We start from the raw sequence: 16,836 nt of genomic DNA on the forward strand, positions 1-16,836 counted from the left end.
GACATACGGGCTTAACCGTTTGTTCCCTACACCGGCCCAAGACGGGATCTCGGACTAGACCGAGTCGCCGATTAGATCCAGGGCTTCACGCCCGCGACCATCCCCGGATTCGCCACGCAGGCAAGCGTCGAGCCGAGCGGTCAGCTCCGCGCGAAATAGGCCCGGGTGTCGCTGCGGAGGCACACGATCAGGCCGGCCACCGCGAACAGATTCAGGTGCAGCAGTCCCAGACCGGTCAGAACCCAAGCGAAGATGTAGGCCCATCCTTTTCCGCGAAGCAGGCCCGTTCCGGCGATGGCATGGGCCACGGCATAGAGCAGCATGCCGCCGAACATCAGAACCTTCAGTGCCTGAATCATCCCGCGATCCCGATCGATGTACTCAGGATGATTGGTGAATTCCTCGGGCGGAATGGTGAACCCGAACAATGCGAACAGAATGAAGGGCGCCGCGCCGATGAGGTAATACCACGCGAGAAACCGGACACCGCCGGGCGGGCGGGCGGCAACGGGCTGGGGCGTCGCTTCCTCGTCGGAAACCTGCGGTTCGCCCGGCACCGTCAGCATGAACTGGCAGTTGGGACACGCCACCTCACGACCGAACCACTCGGGACCGGCCGATACGTGTTGGTCGCAGTTCGGGCAGGCGAATTTGATCTCACTCATGATACCAGGAAAGCGAACTCGGCGGACTGCAACGGGTCAGCACCGGGGTTGCCCGAATTGAGCAGGATACGCCACCGCACGGCAACGATATCCCGGCCGGAGCCGCCAACTTCTTCCTCCCCCCGGCTCATGAGCCGGTGTAAGGAGTTCGGCTACCCTTTCCACCCCTAGCCCCCGTCTTCATGAAGGCACTACTCCTCCCGCTTCTGTCTCTCTGTCTCATCCCCACCCAGGCTCAAGCGGACGAACCCGATGCCGGGAAAGAGCCTGCGCTCGTCGGCAGGGTCGGCCGCTGTCACCGGATGGCCTTCGAGGGCAATGAGATTTTCACGGCGGACGAGCTGAGGAAGGGCCTCGCGGCCGATGCCAGCTTCGCGATGGCGGCGCGTCCGACGGAACCGCTGGACCACTTTCTCAAGGAGATCCCGGAGTTGTTGATCGCCGGTTACCGCAAGTCCGGTTGCCCCGACGCGAAGGTCAGGATGACCCACCGGCCCGGGAACGAAGCGCTGCCATTCCTCGTCACGATCGAGGAAGGCAAACGCTACCGCCAAGGCAAGATCATCATTGAAGGCGTGGACGGCATCGACCGCGAGCGGCTGATCGCCGACCTCACCCAAGGCAAGCCGCGGACCCCGATGGGCACTTTGCTCGAGCGGATTCGCGAGGCAGCCGAGGCCGAGGAATCCCGACTCCCCAAAGAAGGGGCCCACGGCCCCGACTACTTCGAGAAATGGGGAGAACTTCACGAGGCGAGTTGGAATCCGGGTCAACCGGTTCCTTTCAAGGGCGAAGGTGTTTCCCCCCTGCTCAGCGATATCAAGTTCCATCTCGCGGAGCAGGGACGGGCCAACGCGCGCGTCCGCACCCGCCATCGACGCGGTCCCGACGGCGTGGCCGATCTGATGATCGATATCGAAGACCCGGGCCCGGATCCCGAGATCGGTCAGATCATCATCGAGGGCGCAAACCGCTTCGGACGCGAGGAGATCCTCCAACTCACCGGATTGCACCACGGGGATCCGGTGGCGCCACAGGACATTGACCGCGCCATGCTCGGGCTCTGGAACAGCGGGCGATTCTTCCCCTTCGCGATCCAAACCGAAAACCGGAACGGACCGGGGCCGGAGATCGACATCCGCATCCGGCTTTGTGAGATCGACGATACCCCGCCGCTGGACCAGCAACTCTCGCCGGAGCAGGAGGCCGTGCTGAAGTTCATCGAATGGGTCAATCTGGAACTCGATGGCGAAGAGTTCCTGGTCACTTACGAGATCGAGGGCGACGGCGCCCCGCATCTTGCCGTGGGGTGGTCGGCGAAATCGGGACTGCTCGCCGAGGTCGGAATACCCGAGCGCCAACACAAGGTGGCTCTCCGTTATTCGCAGGACGGGTTTGATGCGGTCCTCGGAAAAGAAGACCTGCGGCTTTCGGCCCATCTCGGCATCCGGCTTCGCAAGAACTGGATCCGCCTGCTGCCCACCCACGAAGAAAAACCCCTCGCGATCTCGGTGGCCTCTCAATTCCTGTCGAACAAGCACCGGCAGGATTTGCCCCCAAGCCTGGGCATCCTGGTGAGCCCGTCCGTTCCGCTTCTCAAGGCCGACTCCATCCGCCGGGAAGGCGACACGGTGATCATCGAGGACCTGCTCGAACTTGATCTGGCGACAGGCAAGCTGCTCGGGATCGGCGGGGGATCCGTCGACCTCGAGCCCGGATGCGTCGAGGCCAGGATGGACGAATTGCGTAACGACGTCGGCCGTGCCGATGAACTGGGCATCGACGAGTGGCGGCAGGTGGTGTCCGAAATGATCGACGAGAACTTGCCCGGCGACGCGATTCCTGCCGAGATCCGCAAGCAGATGGACTCGCTCAGTGACATGGCGAGACTCCTCGATATCCTGCGCGAAGCGGACGCCTTCGGCACCCTCGAAGAGTTGAGCGACCTCTTCGTCAGCAAGGACGATCCCGAGACCTTCAGGATCCCGAGCAGCTTCAAACCCTACATGCGCAGCCAGACGGCATCGCTGCTCGCCAGCATCGGATTCTTCTGGGCGATCGAGGAATCCGCGCCTGACGCGGATTGGCCGACCGTGCTGGCGCGGGAACTCCTGATCCTCCGCGGCGGCGGAGACGAGCACTGCTTGCGCAACCTCGAAACACTTCTCTCCGATCCGGAGCTCGGCCCTCTCGGCGCCATTCTTTGTGCCCGACTCGTCGAGTCCGACAGTCGCGAACTTTCGCAACGGTTCCTGAAGTACGGCAAAGAACGTAGCAACGAGACCGGCTTCCGGAAGGACTGGCGGATCCTCACCCACCCGAATTCGTTCTGGGCGGAGCCGATCGAACAGGTACGAGCGTCATTCGTCGCCGCGAGTCCGGAGAAGCTGAAGGAAATGGCCGAACTCCTCCCGGCCCGGCTCGATGGCTGGCTGCCCGAACTCCACCAGACCCTCGGAAAGCAGCAAGGCGCGTCGCTCGACACAGAGTCCATCGCCCCCCACATGGACCGACTCTGGGAAGCGATGCTGAAGGACCTCGCCGACGATTACTTCGAGCGGAAGATCGACCCGCCCGCGGACCCTGAGACCATGGCCGCCACTGCCGACGGCACCCCGATCCCCCGCTACCTTGTGCGGCTCGCGCGAGACATGCAAATGGGCGCGGCAGGCGACCTCATCGCGCCGGAACCGGACGAGGCCCGTCCCTGGACCATGGATCCCGCGCTCGCATCGGTCATTCGCGCGACACTGATCCTTGAGAAGTTCCGCAAGCAGGATGCGGCACCGGAGGCGGACGCGCTCGACGAATTCTTCGCCAAGGAATACCCGGAACTTGTCGGCAAGGATGCCCAGGCGTGGATCGAGGCGACGGGCTACACCCGCGATCAGCTCGATGCGTGGCACCGGCTTCTCTCGATCACGGGATACGTCGTTGGCTCCGCAGCGAAGCAGGTCGCCGTCCCGGACGACGACAAGGTGCTGCTCGACCACTTCCGGAAACACAAGCGCCTCTTCTGCAGCCTCTACTCATCCCAGCTCGTCTTCATCAAGCCGGCCAACGGGAATGACGTCCGGTCGGTGTGCGAAGCCTACCGGCTTGCTTCCGCGCTGGCATCGCTACCCGACGACGGGCTGTCGCTGGAAGCCGTCGGCAAACTGGCCGATCTCGAACCGGATACCGGAATCAAGATCTTCCCGCAGAACGACGTCGATCCGGACACCCTGAACCCGTCAATTCTCGAAGCCATCGAAGACCTTGCACCGGGCGAGACATCGGATCCGACCCATCTCGGTGCGGGGGTCGCGGTCGTCCGCCTGGTCGCAAGAAAAGATGACCCGAGAATCGAGTACGACGACATGAAGGATGCCGTGCTCGCCCACTGGAAGTCGCAACAGGTTCGCGAGAAGGTCCAGAAGATGTTCGCCAATCTCGATGCGGAACTGGAGGTCCTCATCCTGGAGGATCCGAAGGGGCCCCGCATGCCGACATCCCCTCTCGATCGTCTTCGTCTGGAGCATCCCGAGGCCATGGTCGGCCGCTTGCTGAACGGATGGAAAAAGCTCGGCTCCGAAGTCGAAGCCGATGTCTCGAATGCCCTCAATGACATCTTCCAGAAGGCCAAGGACGACGAATCGCTGATCTGTTTCATGCTCCGCCAAGAACTTAAGGACACCACCAGGGAGTGCCTCAAACGCGCGGCTGCGGCCGACCGGGCCAAAGCCGGCGAGATGAGCCGGGAGATCGAGGAGTTCCACTCGACCCACGGCGAAGGAGGCTGCGCTGTGTATCACACGCTCAAGGCCCTGCGGAAGGAAGTGTTCGGCGAACCCTGAGGGCTGCGGCCGCGATCCGCAGTGCGATGAACTTGCGGAAAATCCCGATCCCCCATCATCTTCGCATCATTTTGCGTGGCTAAGCTGTTGGCAGGTTCCCGACCACCGCCACCGCCATGAAACCTTTCCGTTCGTTCCTGATTTTCCTGCTCGCCGTCATCTCCCCCTCCGTCATCGCCGAGGAGAAGGATGAAAAACACGGCGCCACGAAACCTTCCCCCGCCGAACTGATCGCGTCCCGCTGCATGGTTTGCCATGCCAATCCGGGAGAGGGCGCCCAGCGCCTCGCGCCACCGTTCGCCATGGTGAAGAGGCACTACGACGACCTCGATGAGGCGGCATTCATCAAGGCCGTCTCCAAGTGGGTCCCGAAGCCGGATGAGAAGAAGTCGAGGATGCCGGGAGCGGTCCGCAATTTCGGTCTAATGCCTCCATTGCCGCTGCCCAAGGAGGAGATCTCCGCGATCGCCCGCTACCTTCACGCCACCGACTTCCCGATGCCGGGACACGGCGGCATGGGACACGGGAAAGGCCGGGGTCGTAACGCGAAATCACCCGCAGACAAGGAATCGTGCGGATGCGGCAAGTCCTGCGATGGCGGATGCGGCGAGTGACCCGACACTTGGATCGGAATCGCCCGCCAATCCGTCATGGACAGATGTGGGACCGTCGCGGCAGGCTGGCTTGAAACTCGGAGAAGTCACCGACTGCTCCCGGAGAACAACCCGAACCTGTCCATGGACCCCTTCCCCAGCCTGCTCGCAGCGAGCCGAAACGAACTTGTCCTGTGGCACCTGATCCTCGCCCTCGGGATCGGGTTGCTCGTCGGTGGCTTCGCGATGCTGATGATCATCCTCGGCATCAGGAAAAAAGGTGGAGCCATGAACGGCGCGGCTTGGCAGAAGGCGGCGCTCTACGGAGTCTGCGGGTTGGTCGCCGGTTACTTCTCGATGAAATTCACCATCAAGGCGAACCCGACCGTTTTTGGCGGTTCCCGCCCGGGTGTGCCGGAGCAGTATCAGCTTCCTCCCCAACCGAAGCCGAAGATCCCGCCACGGGTCGTCGAGTCGCCCGGAACCAAATCGAAGCCGCCTGCTTCGATGGACGACGCCTCCCGGCGGCTCCGGGAAATGACCGATTCGATCGCAAAGGACCGGGACGAAGCGGAGCGGGAGATGAATGAGGCCTTCGCGGATCATGAACGGCAACAGCAGGAAATGGCTGAGAACCGCGAACGTGAGGCGGATCAAGCACGGGAGGCCCGTGAAGAACGGCTGCGGCGGGCGGAGGACATGCGCAAGGAACGCGACGCACGCCGGGAACAGGCAAAGGCCGAACAGGAGCGGGCGCGGGCGGACGAAGCCGCGGCACAGGACAAGGACAAAGCCTATCTCGCCACGCTCAGCCTTGAGGAACTGGAGCAGGTCCGCGATGAAAGGCAGGCGGCGGTTGACCGGGCGAAGGAGGGCATGCGTTCCGAGGACCGCGACGTGCGCATGGCGGCCGGGAAGGAATTCTCGAAGGCGGTGAAAGCTTTCATGGCGGCATCGGCCGCTTACTCGCAGAAGCGCCGCGAGTCGCGCTGACCCGACGGGCACGGGTTGCCTTTTGAATCACTCTCCAAAGCAATTTGCATGGCAGCGGAGAGGGTTGGCGGCTGGAACCCGCATGAATCCGTTAGGCACGGATCCAGCGATGGTTAGAACCGCTATGAAATATCGAACCATCCTGATCTCGATCGCCTCCGTCACCACTGCCCTGACCCTCAGCAACTGCGGACCGGGCTACTCGAACGCCCAGCGCGATGCCGCGACCGGCGCTGTGATCGGTGGTGCCGCCGGCGCCGTCGTCGGCCACCAGTCCGGACACACCGCCGAAGGCGCGGCCATCGGTGCGGGTGTCGGCGCCGCCGGCGGCTACGCGGTCGGCAGCCAGAAAGACCGACGCGGCTACTGAGTTTTATCTGAACCATCCTTGGCCGCCCTGCCGGACATCTGTCCGGCAGGGCGGTTGCGATTCGGAACCGATGCGTTCGGGAAGATCTCGGGCCGCAGAAGCCGCCATCTGCAAGGAGGAGCCCCTCATCTCCGTTGAGAAGGCTCATGAATCCCATGTTGCGCCTCCTCTTCCTGCTCGTCTGCCACGCGCTTCCGACCTCCGCCGCAGACAAGCCTCACATCATCCTCGTGATGGCCGACGACCAAGGCTGGGGCGACATGGCCTATCAGGGCCACCCGGTGCTCAAGACGCCGAACTTCGACAAGGCCGCCGCCGCAGGCCTTCGCTTCGACCGCTTCTACGCCGCCGCGCCGGTCTGCTCCCCGACCCGTGCGAGCGTGATGACCGGACGCCATCCCAACCGCATGGGAGTCTTCAAGTGGGGCCACCCGATCCGGCCGCAGGAGACCACCATCGCCGAAGCCCTGAAGCAGGCGGGCTATGTCACCGGTCACTTCGGAAAGTGGCACCTCGGATCCGTCCGCAATTCGAGCCCGGTCAACCCCGGCAAGAACGGCTTCGATGAATGGCTGAGTGCTCCGAATTTCTACGACAATGACCCGGTCCTCAGCCACAAGGGAACGGCGGTGAAGAAGGAAGGTGAGAGCTCGATCATCGCGGTCGATGCGGCACTCGACTGGATCCGCGAATCATTGAAGCAGGATCAGCCGATCTTCGCGGTGGTGTGGTTCGGAAGTCCCCACCACCCCCACCGCGCGGTCGAGGAAGACCTCGCCCACTATCGCGACCAACCGGCGAAGAAGCAGCACTTCCTCGGCGAGATCACCGGCATGGATCGGGCCTTCGGAAAACTGCGCGACGCCCTCGATGAACTGGGTATCCGTGACAACACCGTGCTCTGGTACACCAGCGACAACGGCGGCCTGCCGGGACTCGGGGATATGGGTCCGTTCCGCGGCAACAAAGGGCAGGTTCTCGAGGGCGGCTTGCTGGTGCCCGCTATCCTCGAGTGGCCTGCGCGCATTCCGAAACCGCGACAGACTTCAGTTCGCTGCAACACTTCCGACCTCTTCCCCACCCTGCTCGACATCGTCGGTAGCAATCCTCCGGCGGGCGTGCCGCTGGACGGCACCAGCCTGGTCCCACTCATCGACGGCAAACTCGACCGTCGGCCCGCGCCGATGGGCTTCTGGGATTATCCGACCGGAGGCATCAGCACACCTTCCGAGAACTGGATGCGGGAACTTCTCAAGGCCCAGCAAGCCGGCGGCGATCTCGAACCCAACGCCGCCAGCGCCAAAGCCGCGGAGCTTCCGAAAACGCCCTACCCGACCGATTCGTTCCCCGGGCACTCGGCATGGACGGACGGCGACCTGAAGCTCCACCGCATCCAGAAAGGCAACAAGGCACCCCGCTGGGAACTCTACGACCTCGTCGCCGACCCTTCGGAAAAGAACGACCTCGTCAACACGAAGCCGGATAAGCTGGAGCCGATGAAGAAAGCCCTCGAGACGTGGCTCGCGTCGGTCGTGAAGAGCCTGAATGGCGAGGACTACGGGAAGCGGTAAGCGCGAGGCAATCCGGGTCAGGCGGGGACTTTCTGGAAGTGCTTCCGGAGCAGGCACCCCAGCCAAGCGGCGATGTAGCAGATCGCCGGGATGAGCAGAAGCCGCTCGACGACGAGGAAATTCCCCAGCTCGCCCGTAAACGGTTGGGAACCCTCCGGGAAAAGGTCATCATACCGGCTTCCGACCATGAACGCCACGTAGGCGCAACCGACCAATAACGGCGCGCTGATCCCCACTGCGAAGGACACGGCCCGATTCCGTGCGTCTCCACCCGCGAACCACAGCGACAACAGAAAGGCGAGGCACACCGCTCCTCCCGCCAGACAGATGTGCGCGTGATGTTCCGTGTAAGCCTTGAGCAGATCCCAGTTCTTGGAATCGCCCATGGAATCGAGAAATGGACTGGCCTGCGGCTCGGCCGTCCCGCCTCCATTCATGTCGACGGGTGGGGCCGTCATCGTCTTTTCATCCGCGGCATGATTGCGGACGACCAACTCGAGAACGAGATGATAGGTCGCCAGCGCCATGCCCATCAGGAGACCGGACCTGACGACGATTCGACTGCCACGGAGGGATCGCATGGTCTCACCCACCACCGACATCTTCGACTGGTGATAGACTTCGAGTTGATGACTGTAGTCACGCCACTCCTCCCTCTCCCGCCTTAGCCGGTCCTCGGTTGATTCAACCAGCGAACCGTCAGGATTGGCTTCCTCGGGCAGCGGATCATAGGTGACCGGCTTGTCCAGCCTCCCGAGATACAGATAGACCCGCAGCATCAGGAAGAACACCGCGACAAAGAACGCTCCCAGGGAAGCCACGCCGAGAACGCTGTCGTATTCCTCGGCACCTCCAAACGAAGTCCATGCCGACAACCCGCCCACGATTGCGAGAAGGACAATAAGCTCCGCCGCCAGCCGGGCCTTCGTCGGCCTGCGCCGCTTCGTGACCTGGGGTTCCCCACGTTCCCGGACCTCCTTGTTATAGAATTCCGCAACCGCGGCCGCGACCTTGTCCGGATCGCTCTGATACTTCCGGTCGATGCTGAGCCAGTACTCCATGCCGAAGCCGAGAATCGAATCATTGGCGGCATCACCGAAATGGAACAACTGGACCGGCTCCCCGCCCGACACATCCCGGTCGCGCGCGGCATTCAGCTCACGTTGGCACCACGGGGAGCCCGCATGCGAATCGGAATAGAAGATCACGGCAAGCGACGCGTCCCGATAGACTCCGGCCAGCCACTTGCCCGCATCAGGCCTGCCGAAGAGCGCGGTGTTTCTCTCATCATAAAACACCTCGTCGGGAGCGAAATAATCGAGCAATGCCCGGTCAACCTCCCGCATGAAGCTCCGCTCACCCCCGCCATAGGAGATGGCCACCTTGTGATTTGACCCGTTCCTACCCATAGTCCCGGTCATCTATTGGCGACCGAAAGTCCTCAGGTCAAGACCGTGAGCGATCGGGTTACGACGATCAGAGCCTCAGACAACCCCTGAAGCCCCTTGCGGCATAGTAGGACTGGGCGCCGTTGTGATAGATGAATACCCGTCCGAAACGGCGGTCACCGAAGATGGCACCACCTAGCTTGCGGACATCCTCGGGGGTCTTCAGCCAACTCGAGGTCTTCACATCGAACTCACCGAGGGACTGAAGGTGAAGGTACTGCTCCTCGGTGAGGAGCTCGATGCCGATCTCCGCAGCCAGTTCGACGGCATTGTGATCCGGCCGGTGGGTCTTCCGGGACTCCAGGCCCTCGCGATCGTAGCAAACACTGCGGCGGCCGTCCGGGGTCTCCGGTGAACAATCGAAATAGAGCAACTCTCCCGTGACTTCATCTCGGCCGACGACGTCAGGCTCTCCGCCGGTCTCTTCCATGCGATGAAGACTCCGCAGTTTTTCCGGATTCTCGGAGATCCGCGCCGCCACCTCCTTCCACCCGACTTCCGGATGTCGCTCCGGGTGGGCCTCGAAGCGGGCCTTGAGCGAAGCCATCAGCTCCTCCTCCATACGGGGCGGGAGCTTTGCGGAAGCAGGATCACGTTTCATCAGTTCAATTCCGAATCATCACAAGCGGATGTCCGCGAGGTCCTCAAGGGCTTCAACAAGCTCAAGCATCTTGAGCCGGACCTCCTCCATCTCCTTCCTGAACTCGGTATGCACCGCATCAGGGCCGTCCAACTCTCCCTTCAGCACGCGCGGATGCCAAGAGCCCGTGAACGGACGGACATGCTTGTTGAGGAAGAAGCTGATCAGCGTGGCGCTGTTGCTGCAAGACCGGCCGTGGCGGTGGAAGAACTCCCGCGAATGGGGAAACAGCTTGTAGTAGCTCTCCAAGGCGGTGGCATCGTCACCGTCCTCGTCCTTCATTTTCTGCGTCGTGATCCGAGTCTTGAGTTCGACGATCAGATCCCATGCCAGTTCACGATCGGCGGGACTCGGGGACCAGAACAGGTCGAGCCGCTCGTCATCGAAACTCTCACCATCGATCTCGGGAACTTTTTCGAAACCCCAGCGTTTCAGCCATGCCTTCCACCTGCGCGCCGGAGGCACGTCGAACGGATAGCGCCGCGAACTCAGTTCGACCAAAGATGGCCCCGAGGGACGGCCGGGCATCTCCGGTTCCTCGGTCGGGACCCAGTGCAAAGCTTCGGCGCTGGCTTCCAACTCCTCGTCCTCGACACGGGTCGGCACCGCAATCCGCCGAAGCAGGCGCCCGTCGAGCCCCCGGGTCAGCTCGATCCTCTCAAGCGAGTGATGCACCAGATCGCCAAGGTGGATCCGTCGCGAATGCGTTCCGGCATTGCCGATCGAAATCTTCCCCTCCTTCGCAGTGACCGGCGCCTCGTCCGGATCGCCGTCAATCTCTCCATCCCCGACTTTCGCGACCGGCAGTCCGCAGGCACGGGCCTTCGCGAGCATCCACCGGAGTGCGATGTCCGACCGCAACCGGTTCGACTCGGTGTCGTGCCTCCCGGCGTAGGTCGCATTGCCACCGATGTCTCCATGTCCGCCCCGGAACCAGACCTCGGTGATCTTCTTCCGGTTGCCGAGGCAGCGTTCGATCCCGAAAGTCTCGCGGGTCTCATCAAGTGCCATCGCGTGGAAGGTGTTCTCGACGAACTCCGGAATGTCCGGCCGGAAATCGCCCTCGTCCGCGGTCCACGGCACTCCGAAGGATGCCACCGTGTCGAAGAGCCCGAGAAAACGCACCGTGGGAGCGGACGTCAGCGGGGTGCCATTGAGCTGCAGGCCTTCGAATGTCTCCTCGATGCGGTGGACAAACATCCGGGCAATCGCTGCACCACGGCTGTAGCCGACGATGTCGATGGTCGTATCGCCTGACTTGAAGTTGGCCACCAGATTGTCCCACTGCTCGCGGATCCGCGCCTCGGCCCCGAGGCCCGTGATGCCCCCGATGTACTTCCCGAGGAGCCCGCCCCTGCTTCCGACACCATCGAGGTAGTGGACACCTGGCGGTTTCCCGTCGGCATAAACACTGCGGAACCGGTGCACGTTCGTGTCCTTCCTCCAATCGCGTTCGCCGTCCGGCGCGCTCGAGTCGTTCCAAGTCCCGTCGAATGCATACAGTGCCATGGTGACGAGCCTCGGGCCTCGGCTTCCCGGCGTCAACGCTGCGGGACGGCCGCCCGGGTGACGGGGTTGCGACCTTCAGGCATCTTGACCGATCCCCAGGCCCAGCTAGCGTGCCCGGATGGACCCGATGATCGGAGGCTTCTCGATTTCACTCACGGTCGCCGATGGCAAAGCGGCGCTCGATCTCTACCGCCGCGCCTTGGAGGCGGAGGAGCTCTACCGGATGGCGCTGCCCGAGCATATGGGTGGCGGCATCGCCCACGCCGAGTTCAAGGTGGGCGAACAGATCCTCTACCTCTCCGAAGCCTACCCTGACTGGAGCGCCGAAGCGATGGACGAGGATCAGGTGGCATCCTGCCTCTTCGGAGTGAATGTCGCCGACTGCGACGCGGCTTTCTCGAAGGCGGTGGCGGAAGGAATGAAGACCCTCTCCGAACCCGCCGATCAGCCGTGGGGCTGGCGCACCGCGATCGTCCTCGATCCGTTCGGCTACCGTTGGAACATCCGTCAACTCATCGAAGAGATCAGCCCTGAGGAACTTGAGCGCCGGTTCAAGGCGATGATGGAGGGCTGAGGACCTTCCAACCGTTACTTCAGCGACGACCGGATCGCGCGGACCACCGGCTCGTGCACCGGAGACTTGTCCTTCTGATTGAGGGTCTTGTCGTAGCTCGCGAAGCCGGGGTGTTTCTCATCCGGTCCGAACTGGGCCATCACATGGGCATGGACGTCGACCACCGGCACGCCGTGGCGTTTCATCACTGCGGCGGCGATCGAGTTGTATTCAACCTCCGAGTCGGCATCGAAAAGATTGCCTTGGTAGCTGGGAAACGAGTGCACGTTGACCAGGGGCGTCGTGGTTCCCCACAGGAGCTTGGCGCCGGTGGCCTTGAGCCGCTTCACCAGTTCGTCGAGGTTCTTCCCGTACTGCTCCGGCGTCGCCACACGCACCCCGCCGGCGTTCTTGCTCATCGCGCGGATCTCCTGGGTCGCGGGGTCCTTGTAGAACAGTTCGCCGATGCCGTAGTTGAAGTAGATCACGTCCCACTTCGTCTCCCCGAGCAGGGTGTCGAGTTCGGCAATCGCGGTTCCGGAGTCGTTCGGCCCATTCCGCGGGATCTCGACCTTCACGTCCTTCCCCAACTCCCTCGCCAAGGGCTGCGCGACCATCCGGGCGTGGATGTTGTCCGTCAGGCAAAGGACACGCGACTCCTCCGCACGGAGCAGCCCGGCGGCCGATGCCAGCAGGCCGATACCGAAGAGAGCGGAGCGGAGTCGGAACATCGGATCAGGCGCGGATCTCGGTCAGTTCGCCGGTGCTGTCGGCGAACTTCTCGACCGGCGTGTCGACCGCGTTGAGCATCGACACGAACAGGTTGGAAAGCGGCTTCTTGCGGTCGCCCTCGAAGGCGTGCAGGTGGCCGTGCTTGAAGCCCAGGCGGTTGCCGCCGGCAATCTGGATCGGATAGTCCTTGGTGCTGTGCGAACCGTGCGGGTGGGCCGAGCCCCACAGCACGACGGTGTTGTCGAGCATGTTGCCCTCGCCCTCCGGCGTGTCCTTGAGTCGTTTGAGGAAGTAGGAATGCTGCTCGGCACGCCACTTCTCCCAGTCGCCGGAAAAGCCGTCGGGCCGCTTGTGCGCGATGTCGTGGGTGGCGCCGGTATAGCCGAGCACGCGATTGGCGAAGTTACCGACGAGATTGCCGGTCGAGTGCTCACTCTCGGTCATGAAGGTCGCGAAGCGCGTCGAGTCGGTCTGCAAAGCGAGGTAGAGCAGGTCATACATGCAGCGGATGTATTCCGTCGGGTTCTCGTAGCTTGCTTCGAGGTTGAGACCCTTGGTGTCGACTTCCGGCAGCGGCTCGTGCGTCCACTGACTGGTACGCTCGACCCGCTGCTCGAGCGCCCGGACCGAGTCCAGATACTCCTCCATCTTCTGCTTGTCCTCCGCGCCGAGTTTGCCGTGCAACGACTTGTAATTCTCCATCATCAGGTCGAGCACGCTCGCCTCTCGCTTCAGTTCGGCGCGCACGTCGTTGACCGTCTTGCTCGCGTACGGATTGAAGAGCCGGTTGAAGATGTCCTGCGGATCCTTCAGCGAAGGAATCGGCTGACCCGGCCCGCGGTGGGAAAGCGTCTTCGACATCCCGTACGAGCCGGTGCCGCCCTCGCTGCCCATCACCAGCGACGCGTAGCGCGTGTGATGCCCGTTCACTTTCGCCGCGAGCTGGTCGATCGAGATGTTGTTGGTCTTCTCCGGTCCCGACATGTCGGCACCGGTGGCGAAGACATCCCCGCTGCTGTGTCCGCCCAGTCCGTAGCCGCCGGCATGGTCAAGTCCGCGGAGGTAGCTGAGGTCCTGCTCCAGTCCCTTGAACGGAGCCGAGGCCTTGTTGAAGGTGATCGGCCCGGAATCATGGCGTGGGTACCAACTCCACTCGTGCGCCTTGCCGCCGGGCGTGTTCGGATCGTAGACGCCGTAGGAAATGTAGCTCACCACCAGGCGCTTCGGCTGGTTCGCTCCGCCGGCCAGCCCGCGGGCCCAGCTCATGCTGTTGAGGAAGGGAAGCGCGAGCGCGATGCCTCCGCCGCGAAGCACGTCGCGACGGTTCATGTGCCAGGATTTTTCGGTCATGGTTGGTTCGGAGTCGGATTGCGGAACGTGTCGCTCTTGCACACGGCCACGATCATGTCTTGGAAGGCATAGTCGTCCTTTTCGGAGGTTTTCAAAAGCTCTTCGACCGCGTAGCGGTCGCGATAGGTCAGCGCTCGGCCGAGACCATAGCCGAGCAGACGCCGCAGTACGTTCTCGGCGATGTCCTTGTCACGATCGCCCAGCAGGTAGTCCTTCAACTCGCGCATGCCGTCGACTTCCGGCCCGTGCGGAACCCGCGCCGAGGCATCGACCTCGATCTTGAAGATCTTGGCGAGCGCGTCGTTGTAGCCCTTGAGATCGCCGTGCTGGCCTTCGTTGAAACGGGGCACCCTCGCCCCGTCCTGCGGGATGAACGCCTGGAACTGTCCGGCCGCGTTGTAGCGCTCGAAGGGAATGCCCCACGGATCCAGGCGCACGTGGCAGTCGTTGCAGGTTTCTTCGGTGCGGTGAAGTGCCAGCAGGTCCTTGATCGTGACCGCATGGTCGGCGGACTCACCGGCCGTATCGGACAGCGCCGGCACCTCGGCCGGCGGCGGCTTGACCTCGTCGCCAAGGATCGCCTCACGCAGCCAGACCGCCCGGTAGATCGGATGCGGCGCCGAGCCGGTACCATTGCCGACCAGCACCGAGCCTTGCGTCGGCAGCCCGCCGAGGTTGTCGTCCGGCTTGATCGCGACCGCTCTGAACCCGAGACCCTTCACTCCCTCGATCCCGTAGTGGGCGGCGAGCGGTTCGTTGAGCCATGCGAAGTCCGAGTCGACGATGTCGAGCACGCTGGCATTGCGACGCACGAGTTCGCGGATGAAGCCGACCGTTTCCTCGTGCATGTAGTCGCGGATCGTCGGACGGAAGAGCACCTCCTGACCCGATCGCTCGCCGCGATGCACGGTGTAGAGGAATCGCGGGAACAGGTTCAGATTGATGTTCACCGCCTTCATCTTCTCGATGCTCAGCCACTGGGTGGCGAAGTTGTCGATGAAGTCACCCGCCCGCTCGTCGGCCAGCATGCGCCCGACCTGATTGACGATCACTTCCGGATCATCGAGGTCTCCTTCGGCAGCGAGCGCGAGCAGTTCTTCGTCCGGCAGACTGCCCCACAGGAAATACGAGAGCTTCGACGCGAGCTCATACTCGGGAGTCGTGATCTCGTCTCCGGCGACGGTGTGGTAGAGGAACTGCGGCGAGATCAGCACCATCGCGAGCGTCTCGCGCATCGTCGCCTCAAGGCTGTCAAACCCCGGCTCGAGCATCTTGTAGAGGCTCGCGAAACGATCGAGTTCCTCCGACGCCACCGGGCGCCGGAACGCACGGGTCATGAAGCGCTGGAGAACGCCGCGGACATAGGCATCCGGGTCGGCATGGCGCAGCGAGTCTTCCGGAAGAATGCGCGTGTGATGCTCCGGCGGCCACACATCGACGATCGGCCCTTCGAACTCGATCTTCCGCACCACGGCGCGAGGGACGTCGAACTCCCAACCGGTCGAGTGGTGGTCATTGAGCTGACCGTTGTCGAAAAGGTTCTGCGGGTAGATCCACATCGAGTCCGGCTCCTTGCCCGACTTGAGCACCTTGCCGACCTGGTAGGGGTGGTTCTCGATCCGTCCGCGGAACTCGAACTCCTTCAGGTGATCGACGTCGTTGCTCACGTGGACGGTCCCGACCGGATGGTAGTCACCGGTGCCGGCATCGTGGCGCAGGTGCGAGCCCATCACGATTCGCAGCGGCACCTCGTCGTAACCGGGAGGAAGGATGGCACCCGCCTTGATCCGGATCCGGTACTCACCCGTCGACGGCCACTCGCGCATGTTCACTCCGCGTGACACCGAGCGGCGACCTCCGTCAAACACCCCGACCTCGTCGTCATGGCTGCCGGCCAGGGTGTAGCGCGCGGGTTCGAAGTTCCATTCGTGCCGGATCACCTCCGGCTTCTCCGGATCGACGATCGCGCTCGACAACATCCGCCGGGCATTGTCGAGGTAACGGTCGACCTGCTCCGGACCGAGCAGCATGAACTCGGCGGTGTTGTTGAAATGATACGGCTTCTTCGGGTCCTCCGGCAGCGCCTTGACCAGATCGAGTTCGAACCCGAACAGATCGCGCATCGTGTTCTGATACTCGAAGTTCGTCAGCCGTCGGGCCTGAGGCGCGGCGCTCGCCTTGCTTGCATGGTCCACGTAGTCGCGCAGGCCCCCATCGATCCAGTCCACCACGGCCTGGCGTTCGGCATCGCTCGGCTGCTTCTCATCCTCCGGCGGCATCTCCTCGAAATCGAGCACGTCGAGGATGTCCTCCCAGCGTTCGAGTTCCTGGCCCTCGGCCAGATCTCCATCGAGCGTGTGAAGCGTGATCTTCCCCTTGCTCTTGTCCGGTCCGTGGCAGCGGATGCAGTACTCCTCGAAAAACGGCTTCACCCCCGACTGATGCCCCTCGACCCCGGTGGGGATCTCCTTCGCATCCGAAGACCCGATCAAGCCGACCACCAGCGCGAGGCGGACGCAAAAGCCCGCAACCAAGCGGGTTCGGGCCGCTTGGGATCGGAAAAGCATGGAGATGGG

At 63.0% G+C, this 16,836-nt stretch carries 13 protein-coding genes; 6 read left to right on the plus strand and 7 right to left on the minus strand.

Features of this window, described 5'->3' with window-relative positions; genetic code table 11:
• Positions 1-140: 140 nt before the first annotated feature.
• A complete protein-coding gene (locus HAHE_RS06980; RefSeq protein ID WP_338689713.1) occupies positions 141-665 on the minus strand; it encodes a hypothetical protein in 525 nt (174 codons plus the stop codon).
• 182 nt (positions 666-847) lie between these two features.
• On the opposite strand from HAHE_RS06980, the gene HAHE_RS06985 reads away from it, so the two are divergent.
• From HAHE_RS06985 to HAHE_RS07005, 5 genes are all read left to right on the plus strand, one after another.
• Entirely contained in the window at positions 848-4,501 is a 3,654-nt protein-coding gene (locus HAHE_RS06985; RefSeq protein ID WP_338689714.1) for a POTRA domain-containing protein, read from the plus strand.
• Between the two features lie 116 nt (positions 4,502-4,617).
• Positions 4,618-5,115 (plus strand): c-type cytochrome, encoded by a 498-nt coding sequence (locus tag HAHE_RS06990; protein ID WP_338689715.1) that lies wholly within the window; start codon positions 4,618-4,620, stop codon positions 5,113-5,115.
• 123 nt (positions 5,116-5,238) lie between these two features.
• Positions 5,239-6,087 carry a hypothetical protein gene (locus HAHE_RS06995; RefSeq protein WP_338689716.1) on the plus strand — a complete coding sequence of 283 codons (849 nt, stop codon included), beginning with the start codon at positions 5,239-5,241 and terminating at the stop codon, positions 6,085-6,087.
• A gap of 124 nt (positions 6,088-6,211) precedes the next feature.
• Positions 6,212-6,457, plus strand: coding sequence for a glycine zipper domain-containing protein (locus tag HAHE_RS07000; RefSeq protein WP_338689717.1), 246 nt, complete (start codon positions 6,212-6,214; stop codon positions 6,455-6,457).
• Positions 6,458-6,612: 155 nt separating this feature from the next.
• A complete protein-coding gene (locus tag HAHE_RS07005; RefSeq protein WP_338689719.1) occupies positions 6,613-8,028 on the plus strand; it encodes a sulfatase-like hydrolase/transferase in 1,416 nt (471 codons plus the stop codon).
• Between the two features lie 17 nt (positions 8,029-8,045).
• On the opposite strand, the gene HAHE_RS07010 is transcribed toward HAHE_RS07005, so the two are convergent.
• The 3 genes from HAHE_RS07010 to HAHE_RS07020 all read right to left on the minus strand — a co-directional run bounded on the left by HAHE_RS07010 (position 8,046) and on the right by HAHE_RS07020 (position 11,625).
• Complete coding sequence (locus HAHE_RS07010; RefSeq protein ID WP_338689721.1) at positions 8,046-9,374, minus strand: hypothetical protein; 1,329 nt, start codon at positions 9,372-9,374, stop codon at positions 8,046-8,048.
• Positions 9,375-9,504: 130 nt separating this feature from the next.
• Entirely contained in the window at positions 9,505-10,077 is a 573-nt protein-coding gene (locus HAHE_RS07015) for a DUF4256 domain-containing protein (protein WP_338689722.1), read from the minus strand.
• 18 nt (positions 10,078-10,095) lie between these two features.
• Positions 10,096-11,625, minus strand: a complete 1,530-nt coding sequence (locus HAHE_RS07020; RefSeq protein ID WP_338689723.1) for a DUF2235 domain-containing protein — start codon at positions 11,623-11,625, stop codon at positions 10,096-10,098.
• Positions 11,626-11,743: 118 nt separating this feature from the next.
• On the opposite strand from HAHE_RS07020, the gene HAHE_RS07025 reads away from it, so the two are divergent.
• Complete coding sequence (locus HAHE_RS07025) at positions 11,744-12,199, plus strand: VOC family protein (RefSeq protein ID WP_338689725.1); 456 nt, start codon at positions 11,744-11,746, stop codon at positions 12,197-12,199.
• Between the two features lie 14 nt (positions 12,200-12,213).
• Here the strand turns inward: HAHE_RS07025 and HAHE_RS07030 are convergent, their stop codons facing one another.
• Genes HAHE_RS07030 through HAHE_RS07040 form a run of 3 tightly spaced genes read right to left on the minus strand, consistent with a single transcriptional unit; the run spans position 12,214 to position 16,827 of the window.
• Positions 12,214-12,909 (minus strand): SGNH/GDSL hydrolase family protein, encoded by a 696-nt coding sequence (locus HAHE_RS07030; RefSeq protein WP_338689726.1) that lies wholly within the window; start codon positions 12,907-12,909, stop codon positions 12,214-12,216.
• A 4-nt stretch (positions 12,910-12,913) separates the two neighbouring features.
• Positions 12,914-14,260, minus strand: a complete 1,347-nt coding sequence (locus tag HAHE_RS07035; RefSeq protein WP_338689727.1) for a DUF1552 domain-containing protein — start codon at positions 14,258-14,260, stop codon at positions 12,914-12,916.
• Positions 14,257-16,827 (minus strand): DUF1592 domain-containing protein, encoded by a 2,571-nt coding sequence (locus tag HAHE_RS07040; protein WP_338689729.1) that lies wholly within the window; start codon positions 16,825-16,827, stop codon positions 14,257-14,259. The genes HAHE_RS07035 and HAHE_RS07040 overlap by 4 nt, the downstream gene beginning before the upstream one ends.
• Positions 16,828-16,836 lie beyond the last annotated feature (9 nt).

The organism is Haloferula helveola, from assembly GCF_037076345.1.
Classification (GTDB): domain Bacteria; phylum Verrucomicrobiota; class Verrucomicrobiia; order Verrucomicrobiales; family Akkermansiaceae; genus Haloferula; species Haloferula helveola.